Consider the following 16,769-nt stretch of genomic DNA (forward strand, 5'->3'; position numbering starts at 1 on the left):
CACCTTTTTACTGTGATTTTTTATCTGGAATTGTATAGTTTTATGAGCCTAAAGTACTTTGATTAAAATCAAATAGGGCTTCGTTTATTTCAAATATATCATAGTTTTGGTTTTCGATGAAGTATTCTATAATAATATCGAATTTACTGCTATGGGATAGGGCAAAGCCTGCTTTTAAAAGTAAGTCTTTTGTTTCGTCTAAATTTAGCTTTAAGGCTATAGAAAATGCAATTGCAGTTGCCTTGCTAGGCTTATAGTTTTTATCCTTTTTAATTTTAGAAAAAAGTCTTCTATCGATATTAGCTCTTTTATATACTTCAACCTCTTTCATATTTTTTTCATCTATTAATCTTAATAACATCTCTGAAAAAGTCTCATCTATATTTATTAATATATCCTCAAGTCTTCTAGGTTTAATACCTTCGCTTCTCTCAATACATTCTGTTTCACGTAAATAAGTTTCTTCGTATCTATTTCTACTATAGGTATGCTCTTCTACATATCTATCATCTATATATTCCTTAATTGAAGCAAGTAGCTTGTTAGATAGCATAAATACATTTTTATCATAAACAACCAAATAAATAGTTAAATCATTACTTAATAAAAAGTCTCCAATAACAGAAATAGCTATCTTTAATGCTTCATCTTTTGGATATCCATAAGCTCCTGCAGATATTATTGGGAAAGCTACAATTTCTAATTTATAATCTTTAACTAATTGAAGAGAATTTTTATAACAATTTCTTAGTAATTCTTCCTCATTATTATTTCCACCTCTCCATATTGGACCTACAGTATGAATTATATATTTAGCTGGTAAGTTATATGCTTTGGTTATCTTAGCCTCTCCAACTGCACATCCACCAAGAGTTCTGCATTCCTTTAAAAGTTCTGGACCTGCTGCTGCATGAATTGCTCCATCTACTCCTCCCCCTCCAAGTAATGAAGTATTGGCTGCATTTACAATTGCATCAGCATGAACTTTTGTTATATCGTTACGAATTATTTCAAATGGCATATTAATTCTCACCCCTAATTTTATTATATATATCATTTTTAACATAACATTTTAAATATTTTTTGTAAATATTCCCCACAAAAGCTTAACTAAAAATTCTCTATGTCACAATGTAAAGTTAATAATTATAAACTTAAAATTAAAGGGCTGCTTAAGGCAGCCCCAGAATTCATTTATAATTTAAAATCTTACATAGGTTAAAAATTTACTCTTTTCTAAAACATCAATATTATCTACATATAATTTTCCATCTTCATATCTACAAAGATTACATTTAGTTTCTTCTTGGAATCTAACCCTTCCATCCTCTTCATTATGCCCAACAAAGGAAAGGCTTCCAGATGTAAAATAAGGTTTTCCAGCAAAAGTTCCCTTATAAGGATGGTGAGTATGTCCTGAAAATATACCAATAATTGAACTATTATTAATAATGTCATAAAACTCACTATTAAAATTAACTGGAGGTAAATTAAATTGCTCTTTTAAAAGATGATGATGCAGCATAAGAATTGTATCCTTATTTGTTTCCTTTTCTAATTCATTTTTTAGCCACAGGCATCTTTCTTCATTTATAATTCCATTACTATTATGATATTCAGAATTATCAAAGCTTATTATCTTAAGATTTCCTATATTCATTGCAGTATTATAGGGCTCATCCTTTTCCTCTTCATTAAGCCATCCCTTATAAAAAGCTCTTTTATTATCATGATTTCCTAAGGTAACAATATAAGGTATATCTCCAAATAAACTATCAAGGTTTTCTTTTAATGCTTTATAATCTTCACTTTTACCTGCTTCAACTAAATCTCCAGTAATTATAATAAAGTCTAAGATATCCTTATCTATTTTCTTTAACACCTTTTCTATTTGAATAATAGGATTTGTCATATTATTAAAAATAGAATTATATCCATCTTTCTCTTTTATATATTTTCTTAAAAAATGAATATCTGATAAATGTAAAAATACCATACTAAGCCCTTTTAACCTTATTTTTTCTACTCTTTATACTAAATATAACTAAAGCAACTATTGTAGCTACATATGGAATAGATGCTGTTATTTGTGTTTTTAAAGAGGTATTTTGAAGCACATTTCCTGCTGCTTGTGAAAATCCAAAAAATGAGCTTGATAAAAGTACTCCTAATGGATTAGATTTTCCTAAGTTATTAGCAGCCATAGCAATATATCCACGTCCTGAAGTTATGTTTTGTATAAATAAAGTTACACTTCCCATAGATAAAAGTACTCCACCTAAGCCACATAATAAACCTGATAAACTAATTGTAATAAATTGATATTTTTCTACTGGAGTTCCAAGACTTCTTGCAGCCTCTTTATTTATTCCTATAGCTCTTAATCTATAACCTAAAACTGTTTTATATAAAAATATATGTAATCCAATAGCTATTACAAAGGCTAAGTAATCAAGTATTGTTAAGCCTGATAATATACTTCCAAGTACAGGAATATCTTTAATAAAAGGTATTTCTAGCTTTGTAAGACTTACTAAGCTTGGATCAGTGAATACACCCTTTGTCTTAAATATAATATAAAGTAAATATGTAGTTACTCCACCCATCATTGTATTAGTTGCCATACCAACAACTACTGGTGATGCTTCTAATTTTATAATACAGAAACCAACTATAGCTGAAACAATCATTCCACTTATTGCTCCTGCTAAGATAGATAAAAATACATTATGAGTATAATAATTAGCAACAATGGCAAAAAATGCTCCTGTTAACATTGTTCCTTCCATTGCAATATTAAAAATACGAACTTTAGTACATATTGCAGCAGCAAGAGTTACTAATAAAATAGGTGTCATCATACGAATAGTAGAGTTTATTACCACTGCTAAATAATCTATATTTAATTCCATTTTTTATTGAACTCCTTCCTTAGTTGAAAGATTTTTCTTCTTTTTATACCATTTTGCTACGAATTTTGCTGTAATTAATAATGTTATAATACCTTGTATTATAGTAGTTACTTCTGATGGAACCCCCATACTTCTTTCAATAGTGCTACCACCAGTTGTAATTCCTGCTAAGAATATAGAACTAACTAAAATTCCCACTGGGTGATTGCTAGACATTAATGATGCTATAATACCTGTCCACGCATATCCTGGAGATGTTATCATAGAATCCACATAACGATATCTTGAGCCTAAAACTTCACATGCACCACCAAGTCCTGCTATAGCACCACTTATAATTAGCACATAATACATCATCTTTGTACTATTAACTCCACCATAGTTAGCAAAATTAGGATTTAAGCCTCCCATTTTAGCCTTATATCCAAAGCTTGTCTTTTTCATAATAAATAAAATTACTAATACTGTAATTAAAGCTATTACAAATCCCCAATGTAAAGAATATCCCTTAAAGATTTTTGGTAATATTGTATCTGTTAATTTTTGTGTTTGAATAGCAGAAGAATCTACTGCTAGTGGGTCCTTTACCACATAAGTTGTAAAATATGATGCAATATAATCTGCAACATAATTAAGCATAAGTGTTATTATAAGTAAATCTAATTTAAATCTCTCACTTAAAAAAGCAGAAAGTATTGAATATAAAATACCTACTAAAGCTCCTGTAACAAGTGCTACAATAACAACAAACACTGCTGGTCCTGGGCAATTAGCTGCTACTATAGCTGATGTAAATGCACCTAAAACCATTTGTCCTGCTGCTCCAAGACTTGAGTAACCTGATCCCCATGCTAAAGCTCCTGCAAGACCTGCAAAAATAATAGGAACAGATCTTGTTAAAGTAGTTGTTAAATAATAAACTGAACCAAATCCACCCTTAAACATTCCTATAATTGCTTCAAAAGGATTAAAACCTGAAAATGCTATAATTAAGCCTCCTAATATTAATCCTACAACTATAGCTTGTAATGGGTGCTTTAATGGCTCAAATAGATTTTTTAATTTATCTTTTGATAATGAATTTTTAATTTTCATTTGTTTTACCTCCTACCATTAGAAGACCAAGTCTTTTCTCATCTATACTTCCTCTTTTAAATTCTCCTACTATTTCTCCCTCATAAATTACATAAATTCTATCACTTAAGCTCATTATTTCACTTAGTTCTGAAGAAACTAATAAAACGCTATCTCCATTGTTTCTTTTTTCAACAAGCTGGTCATGAATAAATTCCATAGCTCCAATATCTACACCTCTAGTTGGTTCACAGGCAATAAGAAGTGGAGTTTCCATAGAAATTTCTCTTGCTACAATAAGCTTTTGGGCATTACCACCTGAAAGTTCTTTAATCTTTTGATTTGGAGAATCAGCTTTTACAAGGAACTTAGATATTAACTCTGTTACATGGCTTGTAACTTTTTTCATATTTAATATTCCTCTTTTTGAGAATTCCTTTTTATCCTCAAAGCCCATTAAAGCATTTTCAGATAAAGTTGCTTCTTTAGCACTTCCCCAGTAATATCTATCTTCAGGAATATGAGCAATTCCCGCATCTCTAATTTCCATTACCTTTTTATTTGTAATATTTTTTTCATTAAGTATAACTTCCCCTGAATCCACATGAGTAAGTCCTGTTATACATCTTATAAGCTCTGACTGTCCGTTTCCTGATACCCCTGCAATTCCAACAATTTCGCCTTTATTTATATGTAAGTTAACCTTATCTAGGGTTTTCTTATTATGCTCACCATTTAAAGTTAAATCTTTTATTTTTAATACTTTTTCCTTTACTTCCTTTTCTGGAATAACTCTAGTTAATATTTGTCTTCCTATCATTAGGCATGATAATTCATCAATATTAGTATCCTTTTTAAGTCTTTCTGCTACTACTTCCCCTGATCTCATTACCACAACTCTATCAGCTACTTCCATAACTTCATTAAGCTTATGAGTTATGATTATTATACTTTTTCCAAGGCTAGCTAATTGCTTCATTGTTTTTAAAAGCTCTTCTACTTCAAGAGGTGTTAAAACCGCTTATGGTTCATCAAATATAATAATATCTGCATTTTGATATAGTATTTTTAAAATCTCTACACGTTGTTGAAGTCCAACTGGGCAATCCTCTATAATAGCTTTAGGATCTACCTTTAACATATACTTTTTAGAAAGCTCTTCTACAACTTCAATGCTTTTTTTATAATCAAAGAAAATTCCCTTTCTCATTTCCTTCTTATAAACTATATTTTCTGCTATTGTCATAGAGTCAAAAAGCATGAAATGTTGTTGAACCATTCCTATTCCTTGTGCCATTGCATCTGAAGGATTATGGAAGTCCATCTTTTTACCATTAATATATATTTCACCTGAATCTGGTCTTTCTAATCCATATAGAATTTTCATAATTGTAGATTTTCCAGCTCCATTCTCACCTACTATTGCAAGAATTTCACCCTTATTAAGATTTATGTTTATCTTATTATTAGCTAATACATTTCCATATCTTTTAACGATATCTTTCATTTCTAAAAGCATATTAAACTACTCCTTTTCCTAAGGTTTTAAGCATAAAAAACTGGAGATAAATATTATATTATTTATTCCGTAACTTTAATCTAAGCTAAGGTCATATAATATTTACCTCCTAAATTATTCACAAAATAAAATTTTATTATCTTGTAGATTCTTCTGGAACTTCAATTGCAAGCTCTCCTGATATAAACTTATCAGCTATTTCTTTTCCTATTGCAAGAACTTCGTCTGTTATTATATCAGTATTTCTGTAATTCATAGCTTCTGGAGAAACACCAACAAAACCAAAAGCTCCTTCTTTTAATCCAAGTATTTGAGCTCCACCTTTTAATTCACCAGCTAAGAATTCATCAACTACAGTATTTACACAAGCTGCTGTATTCTTTATTAATCCACCAACAATGTGCTTATTATCAGCTGTTGTTTGGTCAATACTTAATCCAGTAGTGTAGATAGGTGTACCCTTCTTTTCTAATTCAAGAGCTGCTTGATATATACCTGAATTTGCACTAGCAGAAATTCCACCAAATATGAAATTTGCTCCTGCTGCTTTTTGTTGTAATGCATATTCATATGCTAAGCTTGTATCATTATAAGAATTAGTAAAGTTATACATAAACTTTGCATTTGGATTAACAGATTTTACACCTTCTGAAAAACCATATCTATATTTGTATGTAGCTTGTGATTGGAAAGAAGATACATATCCATATAAGCTTTCATTTGGGAAAGCTGTTGCTATCATAGTACCAAGTACATAACTTCCTTCTGCTTCATTAAATCCTATACTTGTTACTTTATCATTAGAAGCTGTTGTATCTATTACAGCATATTTAGTATTTTCAAATTCATCTGCTGCTTCACTAAATGGATCTGCTGCTTGCCAGCCAATACCTATAATTAAATCATAACCTTCATTTGATGCTGCTCTTGTATTTTCTTCCCAAGCAGCTGTATCTGTACATTCTATTGATGTCCATTGAAATCCATACTTATCAGCTGCATCTTTTAATGCATTATAAGCTTGAAGTATAAATTGTTCTGTTCCAATTGTATCTGAAATTAATGCTACTCTTAATTTAGAATAATCTCCATTTGAAAGATTATCCCCACCTGCTGAATTATTAGATGAAGAACATCCTGCAAAAACTAGAGTTGACATAATAAATAATAAACAAATAGTAATTTTTTTCATTAATTTTTTCATAATCTAATCCTCCGTATTCAACTTGCTTTTTTATTATAATAACTATTTATCATTAAAAATAGGACCTGTGTCACATTTTCAGCAAAAAACTATATATTTTTGTTATTAAAGATAAAAATGTTCGTATTTTAAGAGAGATTTTTTTAATACCTATTTAATTATTACATTATTAGATTGTAATAATACTATTTGAATGATAAATACTCCTATGCTAAAATATTTAATACTAAATAGTTAATACTTCTATAGTTGTGGAGGACTTATGGAAAGAATAGAAAACACCTCACTTTTCAATAAATTTTTATTAGAAAGTAATATTTTAGAATTATTTTCAAATGATATGACTAGTAAAATGGACTTCTTTTCTTTTAAGAAAGGTGATGTTTTAATAAATGAAGGTGAATGTTCGGATTATTTGTTTTTTTTAGTAAGTGGAAAAATGAAAGTTTATTCTCATTCTAGTTCTGGAAAGGTAATGTTTGTTTCACATTTTAACTCATTACAAATTCTAGGTGAAGCCCGTAGCCTATGGAATAAGGCACCAACAGCTTCAGTTAAGGCTACTACAGATGGATATTGTATAGGTATATCTCTTATTAGACATAGAGAAACTCTTTTAAATGATGTGAAATTTTTAAGATATACCTGTATGAGTCTTGCTGAAAGACTTAGCGATATGAATAGTAATACTTGCATTACTATGTTTGATTCCTTAGAAAGTCGTTTAGCTTCTTTTATACTAAAAACCTCTAAAGATAATATATTTCATTATAACTTAACAGAATGTGCAGAGCTTTTATGTACCAGCTATAGGCACCTACTAAGATTACTTAATTCTTTTTGTAATAATAATAAACTAGATAAGAAGGGTAAATATTACAAAATATTAGATGAAGCTTATTTTATAGAAATTTCCTCAAACTCTTAATACAAAATATAAAGATCTCCTTAACTTACATTAATATAAAGCTAAGGAGATCTTTATTTATATAATACTAAAAAGCATAAATCCAATATAGTTAATGGCAAAGTTTGCAAACATATGAATTAACCAAGTAACATATATATTTTTATATTTTTCATTAAAGTAATTAAAAATTAATCCTCCAACAAATAATCCAACTATAGTTAATAAAAATAAACTTATATCAAACCAGCCCATCATCATAGCAACATGATACAAAGCAAAGGCTAAGGAACTAAAAATATAAGCAAATTTCCTAGTTGATACTTCCTTTAACTTTAAAAATGCAAAGCCTCTAAAAAAGAATTCCTCTAATAGAGAGTTAATAAAGGAAATATAAATTGCCACAAATAAAAAGTTATTATTATTAACACCTACATTTTCTGATAATGAAGATACAACCTTTGAAAAATCAAAGAAGTTTCCAATTATGAAGTATGCTCCTAAAATAACAATAAATACTGATACTCCTGATAAAAGAGCTATAATTATTTCTTTCTTACTCTTTACTTTAAATAATGAGGATAAATTTAATTCATTATTATATTTTGAATATACAATTGGCATTATGGAAAAAAGTATAATTTTTATAAAGGACTTTATTAGATACTGTGGTCTAATAACTGCATCTATAAATCCCATGATTAAACAACCTATTAAAACAATTAAAATGATAGTATTCTTCTTCTTTAACATATAGGCCCTCCCTCACTTTCCTTATTATACCATATGGTATAGAAAACCTTGCCTCTTACTCATCACATTATTATAAAAAAAGTACTGAAAATAAACTATAATAATTATAGTCTATTCTCAGCACTATAAATGGAATTTTAATATATGCTTTCAGATAAGATAGTGATAATTACTCTGAAAACAACATACATCTAATCTATATTATTTTCTTCTACGAATTCCTAATACTCCAATTCCAGTAACTGATCCAATAAGTAATAAAATTAAATATACAAAGCTACTAGTATCCCCTGTCTTTACAGTATTTATTGTACTTATTCCTTTTGTTCCTGAATTAATCACAACTTTTTCTGGAGTATGAGTATTCGTAATTACAAATCCCTTCTCTACATCTCCAGTAATCTTACTGCTATATCCTTCTACTTTTACTTCTTTCACTGTATATAGAATTTCTTTTCCATCAGCATACTTATCTAATCCAGTAAAAGTTCCTTGCCATTTATTATCAGCATTTAATGTTATTGTATGATTTGTTTCTTTTCCATTAGCTAATAACGTAATTGTAACAGTTTCTGGACGTTTTCCATCTTTATCATTTTCATCATCCCATACTTTTGTTACAGATACTTTTCCTAATTTTTCTGGAGTATGAGTATTCGTAATTACAAATCCATTTTCTGCATCTCCAGTAACCTTGCTAGTATATCCTTCTAATTCTATTTCTTTTACTGTATATAGAATTTCTTTTCCATCAGCATACTTATCTAATCCAGCAAAAATTCCTTCCCAGTTGTTGTCAGCATTTAATGTTATTGTATTATTTGTTTCTTCCCCATTAGCTAATAATGTAATTGTAACACTATCTGGACGTTTTCCATCTTGATTATTTTCATCATCCCATACTTTTGTTACAGAGACACTTGTTAGTTCTTTCCATCCTGCATAAAGTGTTGTCCAGTTATTAGTTAACTTAGTAGAAAAATCAAATTTCTTTGTACATTCTTTATCAGTATACCAACCTGTAAAAGCATAATTAACATTATCTTTGCTTACACGCTCTGGTACTTGATTTGGTTCTATAGCAGTATCTTCATAATTAATAGTTGCTTGAGCTTCTGGCATATTATTAACTTCATCATCACCAGCATTACTATCAAAAGTTAATCCTACAAGAGGTGCATATACATAAGTTCCAGTACAATCAAAGCTACTAGTATGAGAGCCTGTCCATTCCTTATGTTCAGCACAAGAATCTACACATTCATAAGCCTTAACTCCAAATGTATCTGGAGTAGCTTTATCTGTTACTGTACCATTTGTCCAATCATACTTGTGGTGTGACAATTGAGCTGTTGTAAGTGTTCCAATCTTTGCAGTCCCTTTTCCAATAACAGTTTCTTTAGCTATATCATTAAATAAATCGTCATCATTGCTATTTCCTGTTTTTCCTTCTGTATCCCCACGAGCATAATCAAAATCTTTACTTGGGTTTAAGAATAAAATATGTTTATCTTGTTCACTTAATGTAACTCCTTCTAATACTGGAGCTGTGTTTTCTTTTGTCTTATTTTCAAATAAGTCGTAGGCAACAAAATATGGACAATTTTCTGCTACAACTTGACCTTTACGACCTACAGCACCTAACCATACATATGGACAATTATTAAATGTTGCTGTATGACCATTCAACCATACATCACCAGCAGAATAGCTTAATAATCTTTCACCATTACAACGTATATCTACTTCACAGTTTGTGTAATATGCATCAGTTGATTGAAGGTAGTAACCTGCATATCCATTATGCTTAAGTGTTAATTTTGTATTTGTCATTTCATCACCAATGTGTGAGAAACCATGACCTTTATTGCCATTCATTGTGATTTCAGAATCATTGACATACCAAACACCAGAGTTACTAGCATTCCCTGCATTGTTGTTTACATTAATCTTTGAATTATTATAAACATGAATGTTAATCTTATTAATTGCAAATCCTCCACCATCATTATCACTAAAATCAATTGTAGAATTATTAATGTAAATGGCATCGTAGTTAGTCCTTTTATCTCCAGAATAAATTGCATTAACATTATGGCCTGGAATTCTATTCATTCCTGTTGCACTCATAGTTGACTTATTCAAATTAAGAACACTTTCGCCATACATGGCATAACTCCAAAGAGCAGTAGTACCAATAGTAGAAATATTACTATCATTAAAAGTTACATTTGCTGATCCGTATAAACCAACTACTTGACACTTAGCGTCTTTACTTGTAATACTACTGTTATTAAATGTAATATTGTTTCTATCACCTGTTAAATAAATAGCAGCATCATTACCTCCAGCTCCAGCCTCCTTAACACTATCAATATTAAAAATACAATTATTAAAGATTACATTACCACTTACATATACTTTTGTAGCTAAATCAACTCCCTCAATTCTCATAAAATAATTCTTAGCAGAAAGATTAAAAACGCAGTTAGTGAATTCAATTGACTTCTCTGATGAAGGTCCATTAATATTTACACATTTACCATCATCGATATTAAATGTTTTTCCACTTACACTTTGGGTGATAACATTTATTCCATTCTTTAGGTCCTCTTCTACTGATTTAGCTTTTACTTTAGAAGATGCCTTTAATTTAGTTTTATTTTCAGCTTCATCTGTTGTATTATTTTTATCATCTTTTTCTTCATCTAGTGTTACTTCATTTTCAGATGAATCATCTGTTATAATTGTTTCTTCATTTTCTTTTGCTTCATCAACATTGATACCTTCATCTTTTATAACTGCTGTATTTTCTACTGCACTTTCATCTGGTGTTTTCAATGTTGTATTTGTTGTATTATTCTCATTGTATTTTGTTTCATCTGATATTAATTCATTTTTATTTCCAGATGAATCATTTGTTACTATTGTTTCTTCATTCTCTTTTGTAGTATCAACATTACTGCTCTCATCTTTTGTATTAGCTGTAATTTCTGCCATACCTTCATCCGGTGCTGCCAATGTTGTCATACTTGTAGGTAGCATCAGAGCAAATACTAAAAGAAAAGACAACAATTTTTTATAATTGCTTTTTCGTTTCATACTTCTCTTCTCCTTCCTCATTTTCAAAAATATAGAAACTTTAACAAACTTATTATAACATAATTTTCACAATATTTAAATTAATTCGAATCTATATTCTTTTTATAATTATACATTTTATTTACACTTTTTTTAGAATTTAGCACGCTTTTTTCATACTTTAAAGCATGATATAAATATGAAAAATATAACTCCCAGCTTCTCTTAATATCTTTCATAAATATTCTAATAAGTTTCTTTTAAATTAAAAAAGCCCCTTAAAGATTTTTCTTTAAAAGACTTTAATTGTTACTATATGCATTATCTAACACAAACATTTTGAATAATAATACTATTCTTTATAGCTTCATTAATTTTTTCCTTTATCATTTTCGAATCTATTTTTTCATCATATTTTACATAAACTATCTTTATCCCATTAGATGTACATTTATCCAATTTTTCTTTATCTCTTCTTTGAGTTTCAAGTAATCCCTTAGTACCACCAAACATTTCAACTGCCTGATAATGTTGCTTTCCTTGATACTCTATACCTATATTAAGATCTTCTATAAATATATCTATACTTTGTTGTCCCTTAGAATATGAATTGTATAGAAATTGAGGTCTATATTGGTATATTACATTATATTTTTTATAAGTTTTTCTAATTAGGTGGTATAATTCTTCTTCTCTTTTCCACTTTCCTAATGCTTTACCATAATTTAATCTACGCTTCATTAATAAATTAATATCTTCAAAATTACTTTCTGGATTTTTTACATTAGTTTTTCCTATCCAAAACCTACTATATCCCCATTCTTCTTCATCTAGTGGAATAACTTTTTTTATTTCATCTATATCTAAATGTTTTTTCTTTGAATACACCTCTCCTCTTTCTGTTAGCTCATATTCTTGAACACAATAGCTAAGTTTTCTACAAGCAGAAAAAGTTGAATAAGCATTTAGTTCATTCATAACCTGATGTGCATATATTGATTTAAATTCATTAAATTCATCTAAGGATAAGGATTTACTTTCCCCATCTTCTACTTTACAAAGTCTACAAATTCTATAATCAAATTTAATATTTTCAAATAAAAATTTTTTTTCTATATGACCATTTAGTCTAAACTTTCTTAGAATTTCAAAGTCTATTGCCTTAAATACAGCCTTTGGTATTAATCCAGCAAAAGATCCTACAATATCTAAATTTCCTCCATACTTGTAAGCTTGATCTCCCTTAGATGCTTTATATTGTCTATCCTTTTCTAACATAATATTTAACTTATCTATATCCCTCGACAGTGGTTCTTTACAACAACTGCACATAAAAACTTCCGAACTTTTTTTCTCCTTAAATCCTGGATACGCTCCTGTTGTATCTAAAAATTTATACTTGCCTGATTCAAATGGAAAGCTTCTATTTCTATTTCTTAAAAAAGAATGTGTTAAGTATTTTTTCTGAGCCCAATCCAGTGGCATAATATTTTCCTCCTAATTATTAACGAAATTTATACTAGTAAATATTATCATATTTCAAAACCTCATTAAAGTTCAGTACTTCATCTGCTATAATGATTAACAGAGTTACTATGATTTCTGCTAACTTCTGATAGTTTAAATATATATCTACATATGCTCTTAAGTTTTTTTGGGGTATTAGACTTTGTTTTCACATTCAACTTGTTGCTCATGCTGAACACACAATAAAAAGAGCTAAACATTTATATTGTTTAACTCTTTTATATTAAAAAATTTGATTCTATAGCTCTAAATAAATAATTGAAAAATCTAAATTAACTAAGTATAATACTTCCTTTATTATTTTAATTTTTTTCTAACAGGAACTTGTATTTCTGTAAGCCATTCATCTATATTTTCTTTATTCCAAATACCATCAATATATCTTTCCCTTGGACTTTCTACTATTTCATAACCATTTTCCTCAATATATTTCATTATAAAACTATAAGCATCAGGTAATAAATCATAGGATCCTTTATGATATATACAAACAGCTTCAACTTTATTAAGTTTCATAAACTTAATTGTTTCACTAGGTGTACCTTCTTTTTCTACAGCTTGTGCATATCTTATTTTAATGTCTTTTTCTTTATATTCTCCATCAAGATAATTTATATAACAGTAATCTGGCTTAATGCACTTAATATCAGGATTAGTTTTTAAACATTCCTTTCCACTACTTAAAATAAACTCTGTTAATTTACTGTATTCTTCTATTATCCCTTCCTTATAATACACTGTGTAGTCTGGTAATTCCTTTAAAATCACCTCGTAACTCATATCTCTTCCCTCCAATAAATAATTAATTTTGGATAATTGATATTTGCAATTTCTTAGTTCTTCTTCTACCTTTTCTTTTCTAGACATTAAAATATCTTCAAGTAATTTGCCTTCTAATACTTCCTTAATTTCATGAATTGATAAGCCAATTTGTCTTAAGGAAATAATCTTGGCTAGCTCCTTAAGTTGAATTGCTTCATAATATCTATAGCCATTATCATCAACAAAGGCTGGAATTAGAAGCTTTTCTTTTTCATAATATCTTAATGTTTTAATTGTTGTTTTAGCTAAAGTAGAAAACTCACCAATCCTATACATAATATCATCTCCTTAAATTAACAATACTCCCTCCTCTAAGGGAAGAGTCAATAGATTTTCTTCTTAAAATTAATATCTTTACTTCTAATTATAATGTAAAATTATAACTTTTTAATAATATTTTCTCTTTATTTTGACTTAGGAAAATTAATAAACTATCATTAAATTATAATTAATTTATATAAGATTTGGGGTGAATTTGTTATGGATAGAATTATGAATAGCATTAAAATGGGAGCTCTTTGTGATGCTTTAGGTGAGCCCCTGGAATTTAAAACTAAGGACTTTGATAATGTAATATATGATGATTATGAAATTACAGATGATACTCAAATGACATTATTTGTAATGGAAGGCTTAAATCAAGGAAATGTTAAAGAAGCACTTATAGAATGGTATTGCACACAGTCATATGGAAATGATATAAAGGACCCAATATGCTGGTTTTATAAAGATAACAGAATGCATAAACAAATGGCTCCTGGACTTACATGCTTATCCTCATTAGAAGAACTCTATTATAACAATGAAAGAGAAAAAAATGACTCAAAAGGCAATGGAGCCTTAATTAGAAGTGCTCCCTATGGAATGTTAAATTGTGATTCTGTAAAAGCTTATGAAAAAGCTTATAGGGATTCGTTAATAACTCATGATCATTATTATTCTGCAGTTAGCTCTGGTATTTTTGCCTTTATGATTAATCTTATTATAAAGGAAAATATATCAATTGAAGAAGCTACAAAGAGAGGAATTCAATATCTTAAAGAAATTGAAAATACTGAAGAAATAATAAAATTATTAGAATCTGCTTTATATTTATTAAATAATCCTGATAAAAGTCCCTATGATTCTTTAGGAGAAGGATGGGTTGCAGAAGAATGTTTAGCAATTGCAGTTTATTCAGCTTTATTTTATGAAAAAACAAAGGATTTAAATAAAGCTATAAAATTAGCAATACACCATAAGGGTGATAGTGATTCAACTGGAGCTGTTTTTGGCAACTTAGTAGGATTATTTGTTAATGCTGTTACTGAAAAAACTAATTGTGATGATATTATAGTTATGGTTGTTAATGACTTTTGTGAAAAATTCAAAATAAATGGATAATTATTGAATTTAAAAATTTCATTAAAGCAATTTTTCATTTACTTGATTACAACTTTTACTATATAATTTTATTTCCTAGATTCTTATTAAAAAAGCAACTCCTCATCACTAAAATTATCACTTGTGATGAGGAGCCTTTTTAGTTAGTCCTTATAATTTCTCAAATTCTCCTTGATTAATATCATCTTCATCTATCTCGACTTTTTCTTCAATAGTCTCTTGAGCGGCATCATATTCTTTGATACCTTGAATTAGTTCTTGCTTAGCTGCCTCTACAGCTTCATCTGACATTGCTTTCTTTTTGGAAAAATATTTAACAACTTTCTGAATACCAAGAGTTGAAGCCACACCTACAGCCATTGCTACACCTAGCCATGGTATCATTTGTTTTTTACCAGAGTTTATAAGTATTTCTACAAATTTTTCTGGTCCGCCATTTTCTTTTGCCATTTTTGATAATTCTGCGTAATTCCAAGGCATAGTTATTTCCTCCTTTCTTATTCTATTTAGTAACAATTAGCCTATCCAACGAAATTATTTAATAAAATCTAATATAAACACATCTCTAAATTGATGAAAAAAAGTTAATATTATCTATTTATAATTATTTTAACACCTTTTTTCAATTTTCTAAATCTTTTGCTGTATTTTTGTAATTTTATATTAAATTATTATCTCTCCTGAAAAGTCATATAAATTTATTCGAAAACAAAAAAAGAGAGAGATAGCTCTCCCTTTTAAAGTAAACTGATTTTTCTGTTGTCTGCCAACGGCATGCATTAAATCATGCAAATCTTTTAGGTTTTTCAGGTGTCAGTCCACCATAATATAAGTATTCATATCATATTTTTTTATTATATTATTATAAATTTCTATACCATATTTCTCTATTTGTGTCTTTATTTCATCATTCATACTATCTAAAAAAACTAAATCTACAGAATATATTCATACAATCTCATCTAATTCTTCTGCTATAGTTCCCTTATATTTTTTATCACATAATATACATAGATCTATATCTGAATTATATTTATAGTTTCCTTTTAATCTTGATCCAAACAAAACTACTTTTTGTATATATTTATTATTATTAAAATATGAAATTAAGTTTTTATATATCTTCTCTTCTATTCCATACATATTATAATTTCTCCACTGATATTTTATTTAAAAGTTCTTCTATAGCATCTATATATCTTTCAATTATATTATTTTTTATTTCTTCATAATCCTCTTCATTATATATATGAGCTGTTGAATTCCTTGCAAGTAATATATCATTCCAAACAATAATGTCTTCTATTAATCCTTCTTTAAATGCATGTTTATAACATCCTCTAGGGCTATTTATATCTATTCCATCAGCTTTAAATATTTTAGATAATAACTTACATGTTAAATATTCTAAGGTTTCATACTTTTTTATTATGGAATCTCTATATACTTCTAAAGTTATCTCATCTGTATTTTCTAATCTTCTATAGTTTTCTATTATATTTTTTAATCGCATAAGTATTTTATATGTGTAATTATAAGTGAGTTTAATGGATTCATCATACTTGTCTAATATACCACTCATTTAAT

16 protein-coding genes are annotated in these 16,769 nt (G+C 28.4%); 2 read left to right on the plus strand and 14 right to left on the minus strand.

Annotated features, from left to right (window positions below; translation table 11 throughout):
* Nucleotides 1-40: 40 nt before the first annotated feature.
* The 7 genes from ACFYH6_RS15280 to ACFYH6_RS15310 all read right to left on the minus strand — a co-directional run bounded on the left by ACFYH6_RS15280 (nt 41) and on the right by ACFYH6_RS15310 (nt 6,709).
* Nucleotides 41-1,021 carry an O-acetyl-ADP-ribose deacetylase gene (locus ACFYH6_RS15280; protein ID WP_416180081.1) on the minus strand — a complete coding sequence of 327 codons (981 nt, stop codon included), beginning with the start codon at nt 1,019-1,021 and terminating at the stop codon, nt 41-43.
* A gap of 180 nt (nt 1,022-1,201) precedes the next feature.
* On the minus strand, nt 1,202-1,996 hold the full coding sequence (locus ACFYH6_RS15285; protein WP_416180080.1) for a metallophosphoesterase family protein: 795 nt from the start codon (nt 1,994-1,996) through the stop codon (nt 1,202-1,204).
* Nucleotide 1,997: 1 nt separating this feature from the next.
* Nucleotides 1,998-2,912, minus strand: coding sequence for an ABC transporter permease (locus ACFYH6_RS15290; RefSeq protein ID WP_416180079.1), 915 nt, complete (start codon nt 2,910-2,912; stop codon nt 1,998-2,000).
* Between the two features lie 3 nt (nt 2,913-2,915).
* Complete coding sequence (locus ACFYH6_RS15295; protein ID WP_416180078.1) at nt 2,916-4,007, minus strand: ABC transporter permease; 1,092 nt, start codon at nt 4,005-4,007, stop codon at nt 2,916-2,918.
* Nucleotides 3,997-4,965, minus strand: a complete 969-nt coding sequence (locus ACFYH6_RS15300; protein WP_416180077.1) for an ATP-binding cassette domain-containing protein — start codon at nt 4,963-4,965, stop codon at nt 3,997-3,999. Before ACFYH6_RS15300 ends, ACFYH6_RS15295 begins: the two co-directional genes overlap by 11 nt.
* Nucleotides 4,966-5,007: 42 nt before the next feature.
* Complete coding sequence (locus ACFYH6_RS15305; protein WP_416180076.1) at nt 5,008-5,505, minus strand: ATP-binding cassette domain-containing protein; 498 nt, start codon at nt 5,503-5,505, stop codon at nt 5,008-5,010.
* A 136-nt stretch (nt 5,506-5,641) separates the two neighbouring features.
* Complete coding sequence (locus tag ACFYH6_RS15310) at nt 5,642-6,709, minus strand: BMP family ABC transporter substrate-binding protein (RefSeq protein ID WP_416180075.1); 1,068 nt, start codon at nt 6,707-6,709, stop codon at nt 5,642-5,644.
* Nucleotides 6,710-6,971: 262 nt separating this feature from the next.
* On the opposite strand from ACFYH6_RS15310, the gene ACFYH6_RS15315 reads away from it, so the two are divergent.
* The gene (locus tag ACFYH6_RS15315) at nt 6,972-7,637 is read left to right on the plus strand and encodes a cyclic nucleotide-binding domain-containing protein (RefSeq protein WP_416180074.1); all 666 of its coding nucleotides are present in this window, start codon (nt 6,972-6,974) and stop codon (nt 7,635-7,637) included.
* Nucleotides 7,638-7,694: 57 nt separating this feature from the next.
* On the opposite strand, the gene ACFYH6_RS15320 is transcribed toward ACFYH6_RS15315, so the two are convergent.
* The 4 genes from ACFYH6_RS15320 to ACFYH6_RS15335 all read right to left on the minus strand — a co-directional run bounded on the left by ACFYH6_RS15320 (nt 7,695) and on the right by ACFYH6_RS15335 (nt 14,075).
* Nucleotides 7,695-8,369 carry a CPBP family intramembrane glutamic endopeptidase gene (locus ACFYH6_RS15320; protein ID WP_416180073.1) on the minus strand — a complete coding sequence of 225 codons (675 nt, stop codon included), beginning with the start codon at nt 8,367-8,369 and terminating at the stop codon, nt 7,695-7,697.
* Between the two features lie 201 nt (nt 8,370-8,570).
* Nucleotides 8,571-11,471, minus strand: coding sequence for a Cna B-type domain-containing protein (locus tag ACFYH6_RS15325; RefSeq protein WP_416180072.1), 2,901 nt, complete (start codon nt 11,469-11,471; stop codon nt 8,571-8,573).
* A gap of 300 nt (nt 11,472-11,771) precedes the next feature.
* Entirely contained in the window at nt 11,772-12,935 is a 1,164-nt protein-coding gene (locus ACFYH6_RS15330; protein ID WP_416180071.1) for a hypothetical protein, read from the minus strand.
* A 339-nt stretch (nt 12,936-13,274) separates the two neighbouring features.
* Nucleotides 13,275-14,075: a MerR family transcriptional regulator gene (locus ACFYH6_RS15335; protein WP_416180070.1), complete on the minus strand. Its 801-nt coding sequence runs from the start codon at nt 14,073-14,075 to the stop codon at nt 13,275-13,277.
* Between the two features lie 204 nt (nt 14,076-14,279).
* Here ACFYH6_RS15335 and ACFYH6_RS15340 point away from each other — a divergent pair, with 204 nt between their 5' ends.
* The gene (locus ACFYH6_RS15340; RefSeq protein ID WP_416180069.1) at nt 14,280-15,182 is read left to right on the plus strand and encodes an ADP-ribosylglycohydrolase family protein; all 903 of its coding nucleotides are present in this window, start codon (nt 14,280-14,282) and stop codon (nt 15,180-15,182) included.
* Between the two features lie 150 nt (nt 15,183-15,332).
* Here the strand turns inward: ACFYH6_RS15340 and ACFYH6_RS15345 are convergent, their stop codons facing one another.
* The 3 genes from ACFYH6_RS15345 to ACFYH6_RS15355 form a co-directional block, all read right to left on the minus strand.
* Nucleotides 15,333-15,662 carry a hypothetical protein gene (locus tag ACFYH6_RS15345; RefSeq protein WP_416180068.1) on the minus strand — a complete coding sequence of 110 codons (330 nt, stop codon included), beginning with the start codon at nt 15,660-15,662 and terminating at the stop codon, nt 15,333-15,335.
* Between the two features lie 468 nt (nt 15,663-16,130).
* Nucleotides 16,131-16,325 (minus strand): nucleotidyltransferase domain-containing protein, encoded by a 195-nt coding sequence (locus ACFYH6_RS15350; RefSeq protein ID WP_416180067.1) that lies wholly within the window; start codon nt 16,323-16,325, stop codon nt 16,131-16,133.
* Nucleotide 16,326: 1 nt separating this feature from the next.
* Nucleotides 16,327-16,764: an HI0074 family nucleotidyltransferase substrate-binding subunit gene (locus ACFYH6_RS15355; protein ID WP_416180066.1), complete on the minus strand. Its 438-nt coding sequence runs from the start codon at nt 16,762-16,764 to the stop codon at nt 16,327-16,329.
* Nucleotides 16,765-16,769: the final 5 nt, after the last annotated feature.

Origin of the sequence: Clostridium sp. HCS.1 (genome assembly GCF_047900555.1) — a bacterium.
Lineage (GTDB): Bacteria > Bacillota > Clostridia > Clostridiales > Clostridiaceae > Clostridium.